This is a genomic window from Acidovorax sp. sif0632 (assembly GCF_019218805.1).
In the GTDB taxonomy this organism is placed as follows: domain Bacteria; phylum Pseudomonadota; class Gammaproteobacteria; order Burkholderiales; family Burkholderiaceae_C; genus Acidovorax; species Acidovorax facilis.
In genome coordinates this window covers 75,291-95,980 of the sequence record NZ_JAHUWW010000004.1, presented here as the reverse complement: position 1 = coordinate 95,980, position 20,690 = coordinate 75,291, and the positions used below count along the sequence as shown (strand labels likewise).

Genomic DNA, 20,690 nt, shown 5'->3' with positions numbered 1-20,690 from the left:
ACAACAATCAAAGCAGGCGGTGGGCCGCCATCAGGTCCGCCCAGGCAGCCAATTTACGTTCAAAACTCCAGGAGGCATTGGCCGGGCTGGTCGAGGGCAGACGGTGCGATGCGATAGAGCGGGCGGAACCAGGCCCGGAACCCGTGCCCACGCGCTGATCGGAAAGCACATCATCATGCGCCGCAGCGCGGGGGGGCCGGAAGCTGCTGAGCACCGCCGGGGCATGCTTGAAGCTCTCACCCCCATTGTGGGCGACGGCGGCGAGCTGCGGACACACCGCCTGCAAGCGCGCAAAGTCGTTGACCTGCGCATTGCGGATGCTGGTGTCCAGGCTGCCCTCCCGCTCGCAGCTCTCATACACATCCCACAGGCCAAGCCCCCTTGCCAGCAACCAGTCGCAACGTGCGGCATACCCTTCGGCCCCTGCGGGCGGCAAGGGATGCTGCGGCCACAGCGCTTGCAAGATCTTCCAGAAATGGTTTTGCGGGTGTGCGTAGTACTGGCGCAGCCGCAAGGAGGCAGCCCCCGGAAAACTTCCGAGGACCAGCACCACCGTGCCTGCAGACACCACCGGCGGCAGCCCCTGGAGGCGCACCGGCGGGGCTGGCGCCGGAGCATCAGGGAGCGGAGGGGGCTGCGTCAGAGCGGCGTCGGGCATCCGCCGATTCTGAACCGAAACCCGTCAGCAACCCCGCGACATCCTCAAAAAAAACGATAGCTGTAAACCCTTTACCACAAAGCGCTGGCCTCCTAAAAACCTACCAATTGGTGGATCAGACGGAGACCAGAGCCTGCAACCGGGGCAGCGCAACCAGCGCATTGGCACAGGTGATACCCGCCAAATCCTCCAGCGGCTGACTGCGCAGCTCGGCCAATGCGCTAGCAATGCGCGGGAGTTCGCCGGGTGCATTGCGCCCTTGGGGCAGGCCTTCGAGCCGCTGGGCGGCGGTGGCATACAACCAATGGGGCGGGATGTCCGGCGCATCGGTCTCCACCACCAGGGCCTCTGCGGGCAGTTCTGCCGCCAGGCGACGCAGCTGCAGCGCCCGGTCGTAGGTCATCGCGCCGCCAAACCCCAGCTTGAAGCCCAGGGCGATGAACGCCTGCGCCTGCTGCAGGCTGCCGTTGAAGGCATGGGCGATACCGCCTTGTACCGGCAGCTCCCGCAAGCCCTTGAGCAATTTGTCGGACGAGCGGCGCACATGCAGGATTACGGGCAGGTCAAACCGCCGTGCCAGCTGAAGCTGCGCGCGATAGAACCACTCCTGCCGTTCAGGGTCCAGGCCGGGCACAAAATAATCTAGGCCAATCTCTCCGATGGCCACCAGACGCTGGTCAGCCCGGTGTTGCTCCAGTTCCTGCGCCAGCAGCTCCAGATCTGCGTCGTGCGCGCGCCCTGTGTACAGGGGGTGAATGCCCAGCGCATAGCTATCGCCATGCCGAAGGGCCAGGGTGCGCACCGTGGCCCAGTTGCTGCGCTCCACCGCCGGAATCACACAAAGGGCTACGCCCTGGGCCCGCGCCTGGGCACGCACGGCATCGCGGTCGGGGTCAAATTCGGGTGCATCCAGGTGGCAATGGGTATCGATCCAGACAGTCATGGAGTGATGATGCCCCATCAGCCCCGACCGCTTCCTCGGCGTGAAACCTTGCAAGTGCACTCTGCAGCGATCCGTGCTAACGTGAAAACCGTGCGCCGTCTCGCGGCGTCTTCCGTAGAAAAGGTGACAGGATGCCCCGGCCCGCCCTCTACAGCAGCTCCCGCCACACCCGCCGCTCCCCACCCGAGCCGGTTGAAAAAGTGCCTGCGCCCACCGAACAACCAGCGGCCAGTGTGATGGAGCCCTCTCCAAACCCTGCCACCAAGCCTGTGGCGGGCACGGCTCTGTCGCGGCGCCATCTGTACGCCCTGTGGGCACTGATCGCGCTGCTGACCACATTGCTGCTCTACAGCCTGTGGCTGCACCAACGCCCCGCCGCCCAGCGGATCACCCAGGAAGACATTGACGCCGCCGTGCTGCGCACGCTGGAGACGACCACCCCGCCCTCCGCCGCCGCCCGCGCTGTGGAATCGATCTCTCCCTCGATCGTGCGCGTGGTGGGCTACGGCCGCAGCAAAAACGGCAAGGAAGAGGTGGAACGCGGCATCGGCACGGGCGTGGTGATTGTGGACAAAGGCATCATCCTGACCAACCTGCACGTGGTGGCGGGCGCGGACCGCATTGCCATCACCTTCCACGATGGCCTGGAAACCACCGCCAGCATCACCGGCGCCCAGCCCGAAAACGACCTGGCCGTGCTGCAAGCCCACAAAGTACCCGATGACCTCTTCGCAGCCCCGCTGCGCTCCACCCAGGACCTGCGCCCCGGCGACCACGTGGTGGCCGTGGGCTTCCCGTTCGGAATCGGGCCTTCGGCCTCAGCGGGCGTGGTCTCGGGCCTCCAGCGCGAATTCACCTCGCCCGAAGGCAAGCGCCAGCTCAGCAACCTGATCCAGTTCGATGCTGCGGCCAACCCCGGCAACTCCGGTGGCCCACTGGTCACGCTCGATGGCGAGGTGGTGGGCATCGTCACCGCCATCCTGAACCCCACGTCGGCACGCACCTTCATCGGCATCGGGTTTGCGGTGCCCATCGAGAACGCGGCTTCTGCCGTTGGCATGCCCCCCTTCTGATCCCGACCCTTCACAAGGAGCACCATGGAAACCACCCCATCGCCCTCTGCCATGAACAACGCCGCCACCGCCACCCTGATGGAGCAGGTGCTCTACGAAGTCAAGCGCGTGGTGGTGGGCCAGGACCGCTTTCTCGAGCGGGTCATGGTGGCCATGCTCGCACAGGGCCATCTGCTGGTCGAAGGTGTGCCGGGCCTGGCCAAGACGCTGACGGTGAAGACGCTGGCCAGCACCATCCAGGGCAGCTTCAAGCGCATCCAGTTCACGCCCGACCTGGTGCCTGCCGACCTGGTCGGCACGCGCATGTACAACCAGAAGACTGGCGAGTTCAGCACCACGCTGGGCCCGGTCTTTACCCACCTGCTGCTGGCCGACGAAATCAACCGCGCGCCCGCCAAGGTGCAAAGCGCCCTGCTGGAGGTGATGCAGGAACGTCAGGTGACGATTGCAGGCGAAACCCACAAGGTGCCCGAGCCCTTCCTGGTGATGGCCACGCAGAACCCCATCGAGACCGAAGGCACTTACGCGCTGCCCGAAGCCCAGGTGGACCGCTTCATGATGAAAGTGCTGCTGGGCTACCCCACCGAGGAGGAAGAGTTCGTGATCGCCCAGCGCGCGCTCGATGTGCCCGTGCAGGTGCTGCCCGTGGCCACCACCGCGCAGCTGGCGGCGCTGCAGGCCGAATGCCGCACCGTGTATGTAGACCCGTCGATGCTGCAATACGCCGTGAAGCTGGTGGCCGCCACCCGCGAGCCCACGCGGCATGGCCTCAAGGACCTGACCGGCTACATCAGCTGCGGCGCCAGCCCGCGCGCCACCATTGCCCTCGCAGAGGGCGCCCAGGCCCTGGCCATGCTGCGCGGGCGCAACTACGTGCTGCCCGAAGACATGACCGACCTGGCGGCCGACGTGCTGCGCCACCGCATCGCGCTGTCGTACGAGGCGCTGTCCGAGGGACTGGATGCCGATGCCCTCGTCAAGCGCATCATGGCCAAGATACCGGCGCCTGCCCGGCCTCTGCATCATGAGCAAAAAGTTGCCTGACACCACTTCAGCCGCGGTCCACACGCTGCCCACCCTGCCGGGGCAGGCGGACCGGTTGCTGCGCGAGCTGGAGTGGAAGGTGATCCGCCGCCTGGACGGCCTGCTGCAGGGCGACTACCGCACGCTGATGCGCGGCAGCGGCCTGGACCTGGCCGACCTGCGCGAGTACCAGCCGCATGACGACGTGCGCCACATCGACTGGAACGTGACCGCGCGTCTGAACATCCCCCACGTGCGCGTGTTCACCGAAGACCGCGAGATGTCCGCCTGGTTTTTGCTGGACCTGAGCCCGTCCATCAACTTCGGCCCGCAGGGCAACGCCAAGCGCGACATCCTGACCGGCTTTGTGGCCGTGCTGTCGCGCCTGCTGACGCGCCACGGCAACCGCGTGGGCGCCATGCTCTACGGCGCAGGCAATGCACCCGCCCGCGCTGTGGATGCGGTGTTACCGCCCCGCAACAGCCGCGCCCATGTGCTGCATCTGGTGCACAGGCTGTTGACACCGCCCGCCCCTGCCACCGGCACATCCAAACCCGGCGGAGGCGCCACAGAACTGCACCGTTTGCTGCAAACGGGCCTGGCCAACCTGCGCCGCCGCTCCACGGTGTTTGTGGTGTCCGACTTCATCAGCGCACCCGGCTGGGAAAAGCCCCTGGCCCAACTCGCCCAGCGGCACGACGTGGTGGCCGTGCGCCTGCTCGACCCGCTGGAGTTGGAACTGCCCGATGTGGGCCTCATCACGCTGCGCGATGCCGAAAGCGGCGAGCAGCTGCAGGTGGACACCCACGACGCGGGCTTTCGCCGCCGCTTCGCCCGCTTGGCGGCCGAACGCGAGGCCGTGCTGCGCGAAGGCCTGACCCGCGCGGGCGCCGACACGCTGGAGCTGTGCACCGACGACGATCTGGTCGATGCCCTGCTGCGTTTCATGGACCTGCGCCAGCGCCGGGTACGCACCTCCCGAGCCGCGCCCTCCCGCGCTGCAGACCCGGCGCAGCACGCCGCCTGAACGAACCAAAACGCGCCCCGCCCGAAGGAACACACCATGGTTTTTCTCTGGCCCACCCTGCTCTGGCTGTTGCTGGTCGTGCCCCTGCTGGTACTGATGTACTGGTGGCTGCTGCACCGGCGCAAGAAAACGGCGCTGAGCTATTCGAGCCTGTCGCTGGTGCGCGAGGCCATGGGCCCCGGCCAGAACCTGCGCCGCCACATCCCGCCCGCACTCTTTCTGCTGGCGCTGGTGGCGCTGCTGCTGGCCACCGCACGCCCGCTGGCCGTCATCACCCTGCCCTCGCAGGACCAGACCATCATGCTGGCCATGGATGTCTCGGGCAGCATGCGCGCCGCCGATGTGGAGCCCGACCGCCTCACTGCTGCGCAGAACGCCGCCAAGGCCTTCATCGCCGAGCTGCCCCGCCATGTGCGTGTGGGCATCGTGGCGTTTGCCGGCAGCGCCCAGCTGGCCCAGCTGCCCACGCAAAGCCGCGAAGACCTCGTCAAAGCCATCGACAGTTTTCAGCTCCAGCGCGGCACGGCCACGGGCAACGGCATCATGCTGTCGCTGGCCACCATCTTCCCCGACGCGGGCATCGACATCTCCGCCCTGGGCGGCCGCCAGGCCATGCGCCCCAAGCCCATTGACGAAATTGGCAAACAAGACCCGGCCAAGGCTTTCACACCTGTGGCGCCTGGCTCCTACACCTCGGCCGCCATCATCATGCTGACCGACGGCCAGCGCACCACTGGCGTGGACCCACTGGAGGCCGCCAAATGGGCGGCCGACCGGGGGGTGCGGGTGTACACCGTGGGCGTGGGTACGGTGGCGGGGGAGACCATCGGCTTTGAAGGCTGGTCCATGCGGGTGCGGCTGGACGAAGAAACCCTGAAGGCCGTGGCCACGCGCACAAACGCCGAGTACTTCCACGCGGCCACCGCCGCGGATTTGAAGAAGGTGTACGAGACGCTCAGCTCACGGCTGACGGTGGAGAAGCGGGAAACCGAAATCTCGTCATTGCTGGCGTTGCTGGGGGCGACTTTGGCGTTGCTGGCAGCCGGGCTGTCGGTGTGGTGGCACGGGCGGATTTTGTGAGATTTTTGGCTCTACCGCTTACTAGACAAGCGTAAATAGCTACCATTTTTATAGCATATAGCCTGTAGTGCTTGTCTCAGGCGTGCTTGGGATGCGAGTAAGCGCCACCGTGCACTCCTCAGCATTCTCCAAACCATAGACTTCAAAAAAGATAGCTTTCAGCGCATTACCAGCCAGCGCTACACCCCAAAATCTTTTGGAATCTGCTCACGCCGCTCCCAGCGCCATCCGCCCCGACGCCGTCGCCTGGCTCGCATGGCGCGTCTCTACCCGGTTGCGCCCCGCGCGCTTGGCGTCGTAGCACGCCATGTCGGCCGCATACAGCACCGACGGCACATCCTGCAGACTCGCATCCAGCACCACCAACCCGATGCTCACCCCCAGCGTGAAGCTGCGCCCCTGGTACGAAGGCTCCCACGCCTGTACCGAGGCGCGCAGCTGCTCCGCCACCGCCTGGCCCCGTGCCAGCGCGCACCCGGGCAGCACCACCGCAAACTCGTCGCCGCCCAGCCGCGCGGCCCAGCCAATCTGGCGCACCTGGGATTCGAGCAAGCGGGCCACATGGCGCAGCACGTCGTCGCCCGCGTCATGCCCGGCAATGTCATTGACCACGGTGAAGTGGTCCAGATCCAGAAACAGCACCACGCCGTCCCCGGCTGCTTCGCTGCTGTCTGCATCCGGTGCGCGCGGGCGCATCGAGCGTTCGGCCAGCAGCAGGCCCAGGCGCTCGTCAAACGCATTGCGGTTGTAAAGCTGGGTCAGGGCATCGTGCGTGCGCTCCCACGCCTGCTGCATCTGTGCCTCGCGTGCGGCGGTGATGTCCTCCAGAATCCAGACGGTGCCTCCCGCCATCTCGTCGGGCCGCACACCACGGCCCTGCACGCGGGCCCACACGGGGGTGCCATCCTTGCGCATGAAGCAGACGTCGCCATCGAAGGCGCCATGTGCGGCGAACTCGGCCTGCACACGCTCGCCAATGCGGCCGTATTCGGCATCGTTGGCATACAGGGTGCGCGCCGGATGGCCCTGCAGTTCGCCCTCGGTGTAGCCCAGCATCAGGCAGGCCTGCCGGCTCACCACCTCCAGGATGCCGTGGCGCGAGATGACGATGCCCACCGAGGCACTGTCGAGCACGGCCTGGAACTGCCCGTCCAGCGTGGCCTTGTGCTGCTGCTGCAGGCTGCCCTGCTGCACCATGCCCTGGAACATTTGCACCAGTTCGCCCACTTCACCCCCCGCACGCGGCCAGGCGACGGTGCCTTGCGGCGGGCCAGCACGCGTGCTGCGCCGCAGCAGCTGGCGGGCACTGTGCGTGAGCTGCGCCAGCGGCTGCGCCATCCAGGCCATCAGCCCGGCCACGAGCAGCATGCACAGCGCCATGCTGGCGGCGGCCAACCACCAGGCTTCGCGCTGTGCGCCCTGCAGTGGCGCCAGCAGCGCCTGCGAGGGGCTGACCCGCGCCACGATCCATTGCGGCAGCGGCATGCCCGCCATGCTGACGATGTGCTGGTCTTCAAGATGGGTCGTGCCCCGCCCTACCACTGGCTGGGCCTGCTCCAGCCAGCGGCTGTAGACGGGCGCCAGGCCCGTCTCGTCGCTCACCTTGCCCATGATGCGGGTCGGGTCCGAGTGCGAGAGGATGGTGCCGTCGCGCGTAAACACCAGCAGCCGAGAATCATCGCGCGCGGGCAGTGTCATGGACGGCGGCAGCAGGCCCTGCGATTGCAGGCGCAACGCACCCGCCACCACACCCAGCACAGTGCCGTCTTCGCGGTGCAGCGGCATGGTGAACATCACACGCGCGTCGCTGGTGCGCCCGGCAATCAACTCGGACACCAGCGGCTTGCCGTCGATGAGCGTGCGGCGCAGCGCATCGCGCTCGGCGGGGTCCAGGTTGGAGGCCTTGTCCAGCCGCCCCCCACGCAAGTTCAGCCGCAGTTCTCCATTGTCGCGGGCGACCTGCATCGCATCAAAGAACTGAACGGCGGGCAGGCCCTGCTGCAGCAGCCATTCGAGGGCCGAGGGTGATTCGAGCATGGCGGGCGTAATACCAGCAGCCACCGTGCGCAACACCTTCTGGCTTTGCTCGATCTTGCTGGCCAGCAGGCGGGCCACCACCTCGACCTCATCGGTCTGCTGGCTCACCACCCGCCGCATGGCCTCTTGCCCGGAGGCCCGCGTAACCAGCCACGCCGACACCGCCCCCGACAGCCCCACGGCCAACACCGCCACCAGCACCAGCCGCAACACCAGCGGACCGGGCATTGACCAGCCCGGCGCGTCCTGTGGCGGCGCAGGGTGGGTCGGGGGCGTCATGGACACTCCGCGCAGGGAGCGCCCGATGGGCGCAAAGGGGTGGCGTTGGGCATGGGGACAGGTCAAACCGGACAGGTCCCAACAAATATACGCAGCCCCTGCAGCCCAGGGCTTGGGTAGAACCCTCAGTGAAACCCAAGGACAAACCCTGACGAGGAAGCCCCCCTGAGCCGCTGCGCGGCTTCCCCCGGAGGGGGACGCACCCAGTGGCCTGGCAAAGCCAGTTCCACGGGTGCGCTCGCTGGCGGCGCGCCAGTAGCAGAGGCGGTGCGCGCTATTTTTCGCGCGGCACCGAAGCCATCCACACTGGGTTCAGTTCAGCAACCGGCCATCGACTGCAGCGCCCGGGGCTGAGGCAGGTTCAGCACATTGCCCGTGCCATGGATCAGGCCCAGTTCCCGCAGATGGCGCAGCACGCGCGAGAAGGTTTCGGGGGCGATACCCAACTGCGCCGCAATCAGGCGCTTGCGCTGGTGCAGCGTGACCTGCATGGTGCCGCTGTGGTCGGGCTGGGCGTGGTTGAGCAACCACTGCGCGCAGCGCGATTCGGCATCCTGCGCGAGGCGGCTCACGGCCAGCTCGGACTGCTGGCGGTAGCCCTGAGCCATGTCGAGCAACAGGCCCCGTGCACCCGCCGGCATTTCTGCAAGGCTGCGGCGAAACTCCTCGATGGGAAGGCGGCGCACCTGCACACGTGTATCGGCCACCATGTCCACCGGCAGCGGCATGCCCATCAGGGCCGACGCGGCGTCCAGCCAGAACGGCCCTTCCACGGCCCCCAACTGGTGGCGCAGGTAGCCATCGTCGAGCACACCGCGCAGCACGCGGCCACTTTCGAGGTGCAGCACAGACGTCAGCACCTCGTTGCGCCTGCGCAGCACTTCACCGGCGGCAATCACCTCGGTTTCGGCGGGCAGTGAGAAATAGGTAGAGGGCAGCATGGGACGGACTGTGCCGCGCCCCGGACCGCTGGGCATTGAGCAAGATCAAACCGAACCCTCGCGGCAGCCCTGCCGCTGCGCCAAGGTTGAGCCAACGCATGAACAACCTGCATGCCCCCCAACGTCCACCCCAGGGAATGGCCTGCCACCTGACGGAAACAGTGTGTAACAAGGTTGTCACACCCGGCCGATATCGTGGGCTCCTTGCTCAGAGCCCCCCCATCTACCGTGACGCACAACCCCCTTTGGAGCCGACTGGAGGCGATGATGGCCTTGCTGTCCCCGGCTGCGCGCCATGGCAAGGGCCCTCTGGCACAACTCATGCGCGAAGGGGGCCTGCACTGCGTGTTTCAGCCCCTGGCCGATCTGCGCGAGGGCAGCGTGTATGCCCACGAAGCCCTGATCCGGGGCCCCGAGGGCACCCCTTTGCACACGCCCGATGCCTTGCTGGAGCTGGCGCGGCGCGAGCACATCCTTCAGGACTTCGAGCTGCTGTGCGTGTTCACCGCCTTGCAGCAGTGGGGCGTTCAGAAGGCGCCGGGCCGCCTGTTTGTGAACATCAGCGCCGACGCGCTGGTGCACGGGGTGGCCCTGGTGGGCGCGCCGATGCTGGGCGAGGCCGTGCGCAGCTTTGGCGTGAGCGCCCGCCTTCTGGTGCTGGAAATCACCGAGCACGAGCGCGTGACCGACATGCCCCAGCTGCGCCAGGCCATCAAGGCGGTGCACGCCTGCGGCGCGCGGCTGGCGCTGGACGACTTTGGCGACGGCCGCTCCAGCCTGCGGCTGTGGTCCGAGGTGAAGCCCGACTTCGTGAAGATCGACAAATACTTCATCCGCGACATCAGCAACCAGCCCGAAAACCTGCAGATGCTGCAGGCCATCAAGGGCATAGCCCATATGTTTGGCACCAAGCTGATTGCCGAAGGCATCGAGACACGCGACGACCTGCGCGCACTGCGGGACCTGGACGTTCCTTACGGCCAGGGCTGGCTGCTGGGCCGCCCTGCCAAGGCCCCGCGTGAGGCCGTGGAGAGCCCGGCACAGGAAGTGATGCAGGACCGCCGCGTGGCTGTGCTGCCGCACCTGGGCCAGACCGCACGCCCGGGCATCCTGCGCAGCCTGCTGGTGGTGCAGGCGCCCACCGCCGCGCCCGCCACCAGCAACGATGCAGTGGCCGCCATGTTCCATGAGCGCACCGACCTGCACGCGCTGGCCGTGGTGGACGGCACGCGCCCCGTGGCGCTCATCAACCGCCAGCAGTTCATGAACCACTACGCCACGCTGTACTTTCGCGAGGTGCATGGCCGCAAATCGTGCCTGGCGTTTGCCAACCAGGCACCGCGCGTGGTCGAGCTGGACTGTGACGTGGACCAGCTCGTGGGCATCCTCACCTCGCAGGACCAGCGGTATCTGAACGACGGCTACATCGTCACCGACAACGGCCGCTACCTGGGCCTGGGCACGGGCGACCAACTGGTGCGGGCCGTGACCGAGACCCGCATCGAAGCCGCGCGCCACGCCAACCCGCTGACCTTTCTGCCCGGCAACATCCCCATCAGCCTGCACATGCAGCGCCTGCTGGACCACCACACCGAGTTCGTGGCGTGTTATGCCGACCTGAACAACTTCAAGCCCTTCAACGACCACTACGGCTACTGGCGCGGCGACCAGATGATCCGCCTCGTCGCCCGTCTGGCCACGGCGCACTGCGACGCGCGGCGCGACTTTGTGGGCCATGTGGGTGGGGACGATTTCATGCTGATCTTCCAGAGCAGCAACTGGCTGCAGCGCTGCAAGAACATCGTGGACGCCTTTGCCCGCGAAGCGCTCACGCTGTTTGACGACGAGGCCCGGCGCGCCGGTGGCATCCAGGCCGAAGACCGGCATGGGGTGCCACGGTTCTTTCCGTGCACCACGCTGGCCATTGGTGCGGTGCGCATCACGCCGGGGCGGTTTCGGCATGCCGAGGAAGTGGCCAACCTGGCAGCCGTGGCTAAACACGAGGCCAAGCAGGCAGCGACCGGGGTGGTGCTGCATGGTGGGTTTACGGAAGCCAGCCTGGGCGCGCTGGCCGCCACGCGGGCGCTGCAGGATGTGCTGGCGGCATAGGAGGTGGAGGGAGCAGCGTAGTTTCCGTCGTGTATAGGGACTGGGCGATTCACGCCGCAAGCCAGTCCGCTTCGGTTTCAAGCGTGCATATGAGCACCGCCCCATCGGTTCATGGTTTCCGTGCGTAGCTCAAACCGGAGTCTCAGTCACTCTGCCGTTCGATCTCGCAGGCTATAGTTTGTCCGGCTGAGGAATGCCGTATTTCGCGGAATTTCTTTATCTGGGTATCTTCGGCAGTCCGAGGCTGCAAGCCATTTCCATAAGCATTCCGTGTCCAGAAGACCCCGCACTGCCCAGCTTATTTCGCTAGGTTTGCAGGGTGCATCACGTTAGACCTCCATGCGACCCATCCTGAATTTCGCAAGAGCCATCGCGATTGCGAGCGTCCTCGCAATACCTGTCGCTTATTCCACTGCAGAGCCAGCAGGTGAGTTCAGCAAAGCCCTCGGAAAGTTGGTTCGATCCGAGAAGGTCCACGAGGTAGATCTGGCAAACGTACTCCCACTGGACTGGAGTGAACTGTTCACCTTTGGCCCGTACTCAACCCGCGAGAGCAACTGCCAGGCGTTGCAACTTGGCTGGTTCAAGTGCCGCATGACACTCCCTGCCGAAGTGAATGAGGGCGAATTCGTCCTGGTCTTCCGATCAAACTCCAAAGTCGTGCATGTGGAGCATCATCGGCGGTGGAATGGCGACTTCAGCTCGCGGGCCAGTCCGCGACCCCAACCGATACTGCGGTCAGCTGCAAAGTTCTCTGTCAGTCTGGTGTCCAACCGGGCGCCACAGGGTGAGCAGTGGTACCAACTTGAGCATCAAGCCCATGACTGATCACCTGCAATGACGAGGCCTAAACCTCATGCCAAACGCTAGGCGTCACAAAAGAGCTCTCGCCACATCTCCCTCTGCACTACCCATGAACGAAGCCGAAATCGCCGCAGGCCTGCCCAGCACGCCGAACTATCAATACGCGCAGCGCGTGGGGAGTCAGCTCTTTCTTGCGGGCCAAGTGCCGCAAGCGACCGATGGTTCGATCGTGGCGCCAGGAGAGCCGCACGCCCAAGCATTGCAGTGCTTGGCGAATCTGAGCAAGGTGCTGGCGGTTCACGGGTTTGACGCACTGGACATTCGCCGCCTTGTTGTCTACGTCGTTGGCGAACAGGCCGACCTTTCAGCGGCCTGGGGCGCCGTGACCGAGCACTTTGGGGGGCAAGTGCCTCCGGCAACGCTCTTGGGCGTCGCCCGCCTGGGATACCCGGGGCAGGTGGTGGAGATCGACGCCACCGTCGTCAAGGGCTAGGAGTCTGCACGGCTTCGCTGGAGTGCAGAGTGACGCCTCCTCCACAACCCTCAAGGTCCTGTAGGCGCCCCAGCCTCAAACCATCGCCCGATCAGCGCCCGCTCCGCGTCGGTGATCTGCGTGGCGTTGTTCATGGGCATGAGTTTTTGCACCACCACCTGCTGGTAAATCGCCTGGGCGTGCTGCTTGACGCTGTCGGGTGAATCGAGCCGCAGGTTCTTCATCTGCACCGCCTCGCCGTGGCACAGGTAGCAGCGCTGCTCCAGCACGGCTTGCACTGATTTATAGCCATTTTGGCCGCCAGCGCTTATTCCACCTGCGCTAGCAGCTCCTGAAACAGGAGCACCACTGACAGCAGCCATGGGCGCGGGGCGCATCCACACGATGGCGCCGACGATGACGGCCACGCCCACCAGCGCATAGGGCAGCGGGTTGCCGTTGCGGCCCAGCTTGTAACCGTGGCGCATCACAAAGAACTGGCGGATGGCCGCGCCCGCAAACATCATCAGGATGAGCACCAGCCAGTTCTGCGGGTGGCTCCAGGTAAAGCTGTAGTGGTTGCTGAGCATCGCAAACAGCACCGGCAGCGTGAAGTAGGTGTTGTGCACGCTGCGCTGCTTGCCGCGTTTGCCGTGGATCGGGTCCACCGGTTCGCCCGCCTTGATCTGTGCGATCACGGTGCGCTGGCCGGGGATGATCCAGAAGAACACGTTGGCACTCATGGCCGTGGCGATCATCGCACCCACCAGCAAGAAGGCTGCGCGGCCAGCAAACCAGTGGCAGGCCAGCCACGAGGCAATGCACACCAGCACGAAGACGAGCGCACCCACGATGGCGTCGCCGTTCTTCCTCTGGCCAAAGATGCGGCAGATCGCGTCGTACAGCAGCCAGAACACGACGAAGAACGCGAGCGCCACCACGATGGCCGTGGCAGGCGCCCAGTCCATCTTCGACTTGTCGATGAGGTAGGTGCTGGCGCTGTACAGGTACGACACTGTGAACAGCGCAAAGCCGCTGATCCAGGTGCTGTAGCTTTCCCAGAAGAACCAGTGCAGGTGGCCGGGCAGCTTGGGCGGCGACACGGCGAACTTGACCGGGTGGTAGAACCCGCCGCCGTGCACGGCCCAGAGTTCGCCGCTCACGCCCTGTTTCTTGAGGTCGTCGTCCTCAGGCGGCGTGAGGCTGCTGTCGAGGAAGACGAAGTAGAACGACGAGCCAATCCAGGCGATGGCGGTGATGACGTGGACCCAGCGCAACAGCAGGTTGGCCCAGTCGAGAAAGTAGCTTTCCATATCTCAACCTTGGCAGCGCGGATGCGCTGCAATTAGCAAACCTGCTCACCACTGCGGGCGCTCTGAGCAGAAATTTTGGTCGCGCACCTTGGCGGGCAAACCCGCCGGGGCACCGCTGCGACCCGTAAACCGTCAACAAATCCGTTGAAAAGTGTATGCAGGAATTGTTCCCGACTCCAGCCCCAATCCGAGGCATGGAGGCCCGGAATTACCCTCAGCCCGCCCCCTTCAGCGTCTGCAGCAGCTGCGCAGCCACCGCCACGGCGATCACTTCGGGCTCCTTGCCCTCAATGCCGGGGATACCAATGGGGCAGGTGACCTGGGCCAGTTCGTCCTGTGCAAAGCCGCGCCCATGCAGGCGATTGCGAAACGTCGCCCATTTGGTCTTGCTGCCGATGAGGCCGATAAAGGGCAGGTCGCCCTGCTCGCGCTGGCGGCGCAGGCAGGCGGCCACCACGTCCAGGTCTTCGGCATGACTGAAGCTCATGATCAGCACGCGGCTGCCCGGCGCCAGGCGGGGCACAGCCAGTTGCACGGGCTCGGAGTGTTCGCAGACCACGCCCTCGGGCGTGGGGCTAGGGAAGATGCCGTCGCGGCTGTCGATCCAGGTCAGCGCAAACGGCAGCGGCGCCAGCACCCGCGCCAGCGCGTGGCCCACATGGCCGCCACCGAACAGTGCCACCGGGTGCTGGTGCGGCGACAGGCGCGCGCGCAGACCCGCAGCGGGGGCCAGGTCGGCAGCGGTCAGCACCTCAAAACCCAGGTACACCACGCCCCCGCAGCATTGCCCCAGCGCCGGGCCCAGTGCAAAACGCATGGGTGGCTGCCCCGGGGTCGGGCCGGGCACACCGCCCAGGCGGCGGCGCGCTTCGGCAATCGCCTGCAGCTCCAGATGGCCGCCGCCGATGGTGCCCACGATACGGTCTGCGAACACGGCCATCCACGCGCCGGGTTCACGCGGGGCCGAGCCTTCGGTAGACTCCACCCTTACCAGACAGGCGGGGGCGGCTGCAAGGCCGTCCAGCAACAAAAGTACATCAGTCAATCCAGATCCTTCACGCCACCAAGGGTCGCCCGCCCCACGGGGCATCGTTCAGTTCACAAAAGCCATCATGCCGCCCACCCCCACCGAGCGCTCCTCCAGCCACCGCAGCCACTGGCTGCTTGCCGGACTCATGGCCGCCGTTGCATCGCTGGTGGCGGCCTGTAAGTCGGCCCCCGAGCCACCAGCCCCGGCGCAGGACAGCACCATGCCCAGCCCGGACACCGCCAGCGTCAAGGGGCCTGTGCCCGCTGCCGCAGGCTCGGCCCGCGCGTCTGCCGCCAGCACGGCACGCGCCTACCGCGAAGACGCCGCCACCCACCTCTATGGACTGAACGCACAGCGTGTGTACAAGGGGAAACTGCCGCCCATGCTGTATGCCATCGGCGTGCTGGAGGTGGATATCGACCGCGCCGGCAAGGTCACGCGCCTGCGCTGGATGCGTGCTCCCAAACACGCCCCCGAAGTGGTGGCCGAAATCGAACGCACCGTGCGCGCCGCAGCCCCCTTCCCTGCGCCCACGCGCATGGGCAAGGTCACTTACACCGACACCTGGTTGTGGGACAAAAGCGGGCATTTCCAGCTCGATACGCTCACCGAAGGGCAACTGTAGGTACACCCCCCTGAGGCGCTGCGGGCCTTATGACCCACGGTAGGTCGAATAGCTCCACGGGCTCACCAGCAAGGGCACGTGGTAGTGCTGGTCGGCGTGCGCAATGCCGAAGTCCAGGCTCACCTGGTCCAAAAAATTGGGTTCGGGCAACTCCACACCCCGGGCCTTGAAGTACCCCGCCACATCAAACCGCAGCCGGTAGGTGCCGGTGCGCAGGCTGGCGTTGTCAAACAGTGGGGCATCGGTGCGGCCATCGTGGTTCAGCACCAGGCGCTTGATGAGGGTGGCGTTGTCGCCGTCGGTGGAGTACAGGGCCACCTCCATGCCAGCGGCGGGGCAGCCGTTCATGGTGTCCAGAACGTGGGTGCTCAATCCCATAGGGAATCTCCTGAAGTGGGGACCACGGCCCGTCAGCGAAGGCTGCCGGACTGCAGTGTGTAGACCAAAAGTGTATACACTTTTCACCATCCACCGTATCATGCCGCCATGGAATCCTCATCCACCAGCGCCATTGTTGACGCTCTGACCCGCGCCATCGTAGAGCATCGCCTGCAGCCGGGCACCAAACTGGCCGAGCAGAAGCTGGCCGACCACTTTGGCGTGTCGCGCACGCTGGTGCGCCAGGCGCTGTTTCAGCTTGCGCAAAACCGCCTCGTCACGCTGGAGCCTGCGCGCGGTGCGTTCGTGTCCACCCCCTCGGTCGAAGAAGCCCGCCAGGTGTTCGCCGTGCGCCGCATGCTGGAGACCGAGATGACCCGCGCATTCGTGCAGAGCGTAACCCCCGCCAAGATCAAGGCGCTGCGCACCCATGTGGCCAGCGAGAAGGCCGCCATGGACACCGCCGACGCCAGCAGCCGCACCGAGTTGCTGGGCGACTTCCATGTGCGCATGGCCGAGCTGATGGGCAACGAGGTGCTGGCGCAGATGCTGGGCGACCTGATCTCCCGCTGCGCCCTGATCACGCTGATGTACCAGTCGGCCAGCGCCGCGGAACACTCGCACGAGGAGCACGCCGACATCGTGACAGCCCTGGCCGCGCGCGACGAAGAACGCGCCGTCGCCCTGATGCAAAGCCACCTCGAACATGTCGAAGCCAGCCTGACCTTTGACCGCAAGCGCCCGGCCAGCGACCTGGCCGCCGCCCTGGCCCCCATCACTGCCTGACCTTCCGACGTTTTCCGCATTCCCATGATCTACGACTCCACCCAAGCCTACCCCCGCGACCTCATCGGCTACGGCAAGACTCCGCCCCACGCGCAGTGGCCGGGCGGTGCGCGCATTGCCGTGCAGTTTGTGCTGAACTACGAGGAAGGCGGCGAAAACGCCGTGCTGCATGGCGACGCGGGCAGCGAGCAGTTCCTCTCCGAAATGTTCAACCCCGCCAGCTACCCCGAGCGGCACATGAGCATGGAGGGCATCTACGAATACGGCTCGCGCGCCGGCGTGTGGCGCATCCTGCGCGAGTTTGAAAAACGCAATCTGCCGCTCACGGTGTTTGGCGTGTCCACTGCTCTGCAGCGCCACCCCGAGCTCACAGCCGCCTTGGTGGAGCTGGGCCACGAGATCGCCTGCCACGGCCTCAAGTGGATTCACTACCAGCACATCCCTGAAGAGGTGGAACGCGCCCACATGCAAGAGGCCATGGCCATCCTCCAACGCATGATGGGCGCGCGCCCCCTGGGCTGGTACACCGGCCGCGACAGCCCCAACACCCGCCGCCTGGTGGCAGACTTTGGCGGCTTTGAATATGACAGCGACTACTACGGCGATGACCTGCCCTTCTGGATGAAGGTGCGCAAAACCGATGGCAGCACGGCACCGCAGCTCATCGTGCCCTACACGCTGGACTGCAACGACATGCGCTTTGCCCTGCCACAGGGTTACTCGCACGCCGACCCGTTCTTTCAGTACATGAAGGACACCTTCGACGCACTGTATGCCGAGGGCGACCCCGACGGTGACAACGCCCCCAAGATGATGAGCATCGGCATGCATTGCCGCCTGTTGGGCCGCCCCGGCCGCATCACGGCGCTGCAACGTTTTCTGGACCACATCGCACAGCATGACAAGGTGTGGGTGGCGCGGCGCATCGACATTGCGCGCCACTGGGCGCAGCGCCACCCTGCGCCCGCCGTGTGAGCCACATTGATGAATCAAATTGCCCCCAGCGCTTATCCAACAAGCGCAAGCAGCTCACTTTTTTGAAGCACCCACCATGCCACTGACCCTGGAACAACTCAACGCCGCCAGCCCCGCCGAGGCCTTGGCGCTGCTGGACGGGCTGTACGAACACTCGCCCTGGATTGCCGAGCAGGCCCTGGCGCAGCGGCCCTTCCGAACGCTGGCGCACCTGAAGCACGCGCTGGCGCAGGTGGTGCGCACTGCCGAGCTGGACGCTCAGCTGGGCCTGATCCGCGCCCACCCCGAGTTGGCGGGCAAAGCCATGGTGGCAAAAAACCTCACGGCCGAATCCACCAACGAGCAAAGCACGGCGGGCCTGACCCACTGCACGCCCGAGGAGTTCGAGCGCATCCAGCAGCTCAACGCGGCCTACAACGAGCGCTTCGGCTTCCCGTTCATCCTGGCCGTGCGCGGGCCGCGCGGCACGGGCCTGCCCAAGCGGGAGATCATCGACACCTTTGCGCGGCGCCTGGACAACCACCCCGAGTTCGAACTGGCCGAGGCCCTGCGCAACATCCACCGCATTGCCGAGATTCGCCTGAACGACAAGTTCGCCGCCGAGCCCGTGCTGGGCAACGACGTGTGGGACTGGCAGGAAAAACTGGCCGAACACTCGGACCCCGGCTTTGCCGAAAAAGGCCAGCTCACCGTCACCTACCTCACCGACGCGCACCGCGCCTGCGCACAGCGCATCAGCCACTGGATGCGCGACTGCGGCTTTGACGAGGTGGAGATCGACGCCGTGGGCAACGTGGTGGGCCGCTACCACCCGGCGGCCACAGGCGCACGCTACCTCATGACCGGCAGCCACTACGACACTGTGCGCAACGGCGGCAAATACGACGGCCGCCTGGGCATCTTCGTGCCCATGGCCTGCGTGCGCGAGTTGCACCGCTCCGGCAAGCGTCTGCCCTTCGGCATCGAGGTGGTGGGTTTTGCCGAAGAGGAAGGCCAGCGCTACAAGGCCACCTTCCTGGGCTCGGGCGCGCTCATCGGCGACTTCAACCCCGCATGGCTCGACCAGAAGGACGTGGATGGTGTGACCATGCGCGCGGCCATGCAGCATGCAGGCTTGTGCATTGATGACATCCCCAAGCTGCAGCGCGACCCGGCGCAGTACCTGGGTTTCATCGAGGTGCACATCGAGCAGGGCCCTGTGCTCAACGAGCTGGACCTGCCCCTGGGTGTGGTCACCTCCATCAACGGCAGTGTGCGTTTTCTGTGCGAGATGATCGGCACCGCCAGCCACGCTGGCACCACCCCGATGGACCGCCGCCGCGACGCGGCCGTGGCCGTGGCGGAGCTGGCGCTGTATGTGGAGCAGCGCGCCGCGCAAGATGGCGACTCGGTGGGCACCATCGGCCAGCTGCAGGTGCCCGCTGGCTCCATCAACGTGGTGCCGGGGCGTTGCCTGTTTTCACTGGATCTGCGCGCCCCTACCGATGCCCAGCGCGATGCGCTGGTGAGCGATGTGAAAGAGCAGCTCGCCCACATCGCGGCCCGGCGTGGCCTGCGCTACACCCTGGAAGAATCCATGCGCGCCGCCGCCGCGCCCAGTGCGCCCGCCTGGCAGCACCAGTGGGAGCGCGCCGTGGACACTCTGGGCGTGCCCGTGTTCCGCATGCCCAGCGGCGCGGGGCACGACGCGATGAAGCTGCACGAAATCATGCCTCAGGCCATGCTCTTTGTGCGCGGCCAGAACTCCGGCATCAGCCACAACCCGCTCGAATCCACCACCAACAACGACATGCAGCTGGCCGTGGACGCCTTCACCCAGGTGCTGCGCCAACTTGCCGAGGAACCACAACCATGACAACGAATAACAACTACGCCGCGCTGGACGCCTGGATCGACCAGCACTTCGACGAGGAAGTGCGCTTTCTGCAGGCCCTGGTGCGCGTGCCCACCGACACACCACCCGGCAACAACGCACCCCACGCCGAACGCACGGCCGAGCTGTTGACCGAGTTCGGCTACACCGCCGAGAAGCACGCCGTTCCGGCCGCCGACGTGTTGGCCTATGGTATGGAGTCCATCACCAACCTCATCGTGCGCAGACCGTACGGCGACGGCGGCAAGACCATTGCCCTGAACGCCCACGGCGACGTGGTGCCCCCCGGCGAAGGCTGGACACACGACCCCTACGGCGCCGAGATCGTGGACGGTGCCATGTACGGCCGCGCCACCGCCGTGAGCAAGAGCGACTTCGCGAGCTTCACCTTCGCAGTGCGCGCGCTCGAAGCCGTCGCCAAGCCCGCCCGGGGCGCGGTGGAACTGCACTTCACCTACGACGAGGAATTCGGCGGCGAACTCGGTCCCGGCTGGCTGCTGCAAAAGGGCCTGACCAAGCCCGACCTGATGATCGCCGCCGGCTTCAGCTACGAAGTGGTGACTGCCCACAACGGCTGCCTGCAGATGGAAGTGACCGTGCACGGCAAGATGGCCCACGCCGCCGTGCCGCACACCGGCGTGGACGCGCTGCAGGGCGCTGTGCACATCCTGAACGCGCTGTATGCGCAGAACGACGAGTACAGGAAGGTCACGTCCAAGGTCGAAGGCATCAAGCATCCGTACCTGAACGTGGGCCGCATCGAGGGCGGCACCAACACCAACGTCGTGCCCGGCAAGGTCATGTTCAAGCTCGACCGCCGCATGATCCCCGAAGAAAACCCGGTGGAAGTGGAAGCCGCCATCCGCCGCATCATCGAGCAGGCGGCGGGCGAACGCGCTGGCATCAGCGTGGAGATCAAGCGCCTGCTGCTGGCCAACGCCATGACCCCGCTGGCGGGCAATACACCGCTGGTCGATGCGATCCAGAAACACGCCCAGGCCGTGCTGGGCGAGCCCGTGCCCGCCGTGGGCACGCCGCTGTACACCGACGTGCGCCTGTATGTGGAGCGCGGCATCCCCGGCGTGATCTACGGTGCCGGGCCACGTACGGTGCTCGAATCCCACGCCAAGCGCGCCGACGAGCGCCTGCAGCTGGAAGACCTGCGCCGTGCGACCAAGGTGATTGCGCGGGCGCTGTGCGATCTCCTGGCGTGAACTGTCAGGCAGAACCTGGGTGAAATTAGCCTCTAGCGCTTATCCATCAA

General features: G+C 65.9%; 19 protein-coding genes. 12 read left to right on the top strand and 7 right to left on the bottom strand.

From position 1 onward, the window contains the following. Nucleotides 1-7 precede the first annotated feature (7 nt). Both KW832_RS14130 and KW832_RS14125 read right to left on the bottom strand, forming a co-directional pair. Complete coding sequence (locus tag KW832_RS14130) at nt 8-658, bottom strand: DNA-deoxyinosine glycosylase (RefSeq protein ID WP_055401459.1); 651 nt, start codon at nt 656-658, stop codon at nt 8-10. Between the two features lie 115 nt (nt 659-773). Beyond that, nucleotides 774-1,601, bottom strand: a complete 828-nt coding sequence (locus tag KW832_RS14125) for a TatD family hydrolase (protein WP_218300449.1) — start codon at nt 1,599-1,601, stop codon at nt 774-776. A gap of 131 nt (nt 1,602-1,732) precedes the next feature. Here KW832_RS14125 and KW832_RS14120 point away from each other — a divergent pair, with 131 nt between their 5' ends. From KW832_RS14120 to KW832_RS14105, 4 genes are read left to right on the top strand one after another with little or no spacing between them, the layout of a single operon-like run. Beyond that, nucleotides 1,733-2,674: a S1C family serine protease gene (locus tag KW832_RS14120; RefSeq protein WP_055401457.1), complete on the top strand. Its 942-nt coding sequence runs from the start codon at nt 1,733-1,735 to the stop codon at nt 2,672-2,674. A 24-nt stretch (nt 2,675-2,698) separates the two neighbouring features. Beyond that, nucleotides 2,699-3,718 (top strand): MoxR family ATPase, encoded by a 1,020-nt coding sequence (locus KW832_RS14115; RefSeq protein ID WP_055401455.1) that lies wholly within the window; start codon nt 2,699-2,701, stop codon nt 3,716-3,718. Further along, the gene (locus KW832_RS14110; protein WP_199726965.1) at nt 3,699-4,724 is read left to right on the top strand and encodes a DUF58 domain-containing protein; all 1,026 of its coding nucleotides are present in this window, start codon (nt 3,699-3,701) and stop codon (nt 4,722-4,724) included. The genes KW832_RS14115 and KW832_RS14110 overlap by 20 nt, the downstream gene beginning before the upstream one ends. 36 nt (nt 4,725-4,760) lie before the next feature. Continuing rightward, complete coding sequence (locus KW832_RS14105; RefSeq protein ID WP_121420892.1) at nt 4,761-5,804, top strand: VWA domain-containing protein; 1,044 nt, start codon at nt 4,761-4,763, stop codon at nt 5,802-5,804. A gap of 207 nt (nt 5,805-6,011) precedes the next feature. Here the strand turns inward: KW832_RS14105 and KW832_RS14100 are convergent, their stop codons facing one another. Both KW832_RS14100 and KW832_RS14095 read right to left on the bottom strand, forming a co-directional pair. Further along, a complete protein-coding gene (locus KW832_RS14100) occupies nt 6,012-8,120 on the bottom strand; it encodes a diguanylate cyclase domain-containing protein (protein WP_218300448.1) in 2,109 nt (702 codons plus the stop codon). A gap of 317 nt (nt 8,121-8,437) precedes the next feature. Beyond that, a complete protein-coding gene (locus tag KW832_RS14095) occupies nt 8,438-9,061 on the bottom strand; it encodes a Crp/Fnr family transcriptional regulator (RefSeq protein ID WP_055401449.1) in 624 nt (207 codons plus the stop codon). Between the two features lie 264 nt (nt 9,062-9,325). Between KW832_RS14095 and KW832_RS14090 the strand changes: the two genes are divergently transcribed. From KW832_RS14090 to KW832_RS14080, 3 genes are all read left to right on the top strand, one after another. Continuing rightward, on the top strand, nt 9,326-11,170 hold the full coding sequence (locus KW832_RS14090; protein ID WP_218300672.1) for a phosphodiesterase: 1,845 nt from the start codon (nt 9,326-9,328) through the stop codon (nt 11,168-11,170). Nucleotides 11,171-11,509: 339 nt separating this feature from the next. Then, nucleotides 11,510-11,998, top strand: coding sequence for a hypothetical protein (locus KW832_RS14085; RefSeq protein ID WP_218338454.1), 489 nt, complete (start codon nt 11,510-11,512; stop codon nt 11,996-11,998). Between the two features lie 85 nt (nt 11,999-12,083). After that, on the top strand, nt 12,084-12,467 hold the full coding sequence (locus tag KW832_RS14080; RefSeq protein WP_218300447.1) for a RidA family protein: 384 nt from the start codon (nt 12,084-12,086) through the stop codon (nt 12,465-12,467). 50 nt (nt 12,468-12,517) lie between these two features. On the opposite strand, the gene KW832_RS14075 is transcribed toward KW832_RS14080, so the two are convergent. Then, complete coding sequence (locus KW832_RS14075) at nt 12,518-13,759, bottom strand: urate hydroxylase PuuD (protein ID WP_218300446.1); 1,242 nt, start codon at nt 13,757-13,759, stop codon at nt 12,518-12,520. Between the two features lie 214 nt (nt 13,760-13,973). Then, complete coding sequence (xdhC, locus tag KW832_RS14070; protein ID WP_121420897.1) at nt 13,974-14,804, bottom strand: xanthine dehydrogenase accessory protein XdhC; 831 nt, start codon at nt 14,802-14,804, stop codon at nt 13,974-13,976. 67 nt (nt 14,805-14,871) lie between these two features. On the opposite strand from xdhC, the gene KW832_RS14065 reads away from it, so the two are divergent. Beyond that, a complete protein-coding gene (locus tag KW832_RS14065) occupies nt 14,872-15,414 on the top strand; it encodes an energy transducer TonB (RefSeq protein WP_218300445.1) in 543 nt (180 codons plus the stop codon). A gap of 27 nt (nt 15,415-15,441) precedes the next feature. Here KW832_RS14065 and uraH read toward each other — a convergent pair whose 3' ends face one another. Further along, nucleotides 15,442-15,792, bottom strand: a complete 351-nt coding sequence (gene uraH / locus KW832_RS14060) for a hydroxyisourate hydrolase (RefSeq protein ID WP_218300444.1) — start codon at nt 15,790-15,792, stop codon at nt 15,442-15,444. Between the two features lie 108 nt (nt 15,793-15,900). Here uraH and KW832_RS14055 point away from each other — a divergent pair, with 108 nt between their 5' ends. The 4 genes from KW832_RS14055 (at nt 15,901) to KW832_RS14040 (ending at nt 20,640) form a co-directional block, all read left to right on the top strand. Beyond that, the gene (locus KW832_RS14055; protein WP_055394876.1) at nt 15,901-16,578 is read left to right on the top strand and encodes a GntR family transcriptional regulator; all 678 of its coding nucleotides are present in this window, start codon (nt 15,901-15,903) and stop codon (nt 16,576-16,578) included. 24 nt (nt 16,579-16,602) lie between these two features. Further along, nucleotides 16,603-17,553 (top strand): allantoinase PuuE, encoded by a 951-nt coding sequence (puuE, locus tag KW832_RS14050; RefSeq protein ID WP_218300443.1) that lies wholly within the window; start codon nt 16,603-16,605, stop codon nt 17,551-17,553. Between the two features lie 76 nt (nt 17,554-17,629). Then, entirely contained in the window at nt 17,630-19,408 is a 1,779-nt protein-coding gene (gene uraD, locus KW832_RS14045; RefSeq protein ID WP_218300442.1) for a 2-oxo-4-hydroxy-4-carboxy-5-ureidoimidazoline decarboxylase, read from the top strand. Next, complete coding sequence (locus KW832_RS14040) at nt 19,405-20,640, top strand: ArgE/DapE family deacylase (protein WP_218300441.1); 1,236 nt, start codon at nt 19,405-19,407, stop codon at nt 20,638-20,640. The genes uraD and KW832_RS14040 overlap by 4 nt, the downstream gene beginning before the upstream one ends. Nucleotides 20,641-20,690 lie beyond the last annotated feature (50 nt).

Coding starts and splice junctions, on each gene's coding strand:
- KW832_RS14130 (WP_055401459.1), bottom strand. CDS start 658: ATGCCCGACGCCGCTCTGACGCAGCCCCCTCCGCTCCCTGATGCTCCG.
- KW832_RS14125 (WP_218300449.1), bottom strand. CDS start 1,601: ATGACTGTCTGGATCGATACCCATTGCCACCTGGATGCACCCGAATTT.
- KW832_RS14120 (WP_055401457.1), top strand. CDS start 1,733: ATGCCCCGGCCCGCCCTCTACAGCAGCTCCCGCCACACCCGCCGCTCC.
- KW832_RS14115 (WP_055401455.1), top strand. CDS start 2,699: ATGGAAACCACCCCATCGCCCTCTGCCATGAACAACGCCGCCACCGCC.
- KW832_RS14110 (WP_199726965.1), top strand. CDS start 3,699: ATGAGCAAAAAGTTGCCTGACACCACTTCAGCCGCGGTCCACACGCTG.
- KW832_RS14105 (WP_121420892.1), top strand. CDS start 4,761: ATGGTTTTTCTCTGGCCCACCCTGCTCTGGCTGTTGCTGGTCGTGCCC.
- KW832_RS14100 (WP_218300448.1), bottom strand. CDS start 8,120: ATGACGCCCCCGACCCACCCTGCGCCGCCACAGGACGCGCCGGGCTGG.
- KW832_RS14095 (WP_055401449.1), bottom strand. CDS start 9,061: ATGCTGCCCTCTACCTATTTCTCACTGCCCGCCGAAACCGAGGTGATT.
- KW832_RS14090 (WP_218300672.1), top strand. CDS start 9,326: ATGATGGCCTTGCTGTCCCCGGCTGCGCGCCATGGCAAGGGCCCTCTG.
- KW832_RS14085 (WP_218338454.1), top strand. CDS start 11,510: ATGCGACCCATCCTGAATTTCGCAAGAGCCATCGCGATTGCGAGCGTC.
- KW832_RS14080 (WP_218300447.1), top strand. CDS start 12,084: ATGAACGAAGCCGAAATCGCCGCAGGCCTGCCCAGCACGCCGAACTAT.
- KW832_RS14075 (WP_218300446.1), bottom strand. CDS start 13,759: ATGGAAAGCTACTTTCTCGACTGGGCCAACCTGCTGTTGCGCTGGGTC.
- KW832_RS14065 (WP_218300445.1), top strand. CDS start 14,872: ATGCCGCCCACCCCCACCGAGCGCTCCTCCAGCCACCGCAGCCACTGG.
- uraH (WP_218300444.1), bottom strand. CDS start 15,792: ATGGGATTGAGCACCCACGTTCTGGACACCATGAACGGCTGCCCCGCC.
- KW832_RS14055 (WP_055394876.1), top strand. CDS start 15,901: ATGGAATCCTCATCCACCAGCGCCATTGTTGACGCTCTGACCCGCGCC.
- puuE (WP_218300443.1), top strand. CDS start 16,603: ATGATCTACGACTCCACCCAAGCCTACCCCCGCGACCTCATCGGCTAC.
- uraD (WP_218300442.1), top strand. CDS start 17,630: ATGCCACTGACCCTGGAACAACTCAACGCCGCCAGCCCCGCCGAGGCC.
- KW832_RS14040 (WP_218300441.1), top strand. CDS start 19,405: ATGACAACGAATAACAACTACGCCGCGCTGGACGCCTGGATCGACCAG.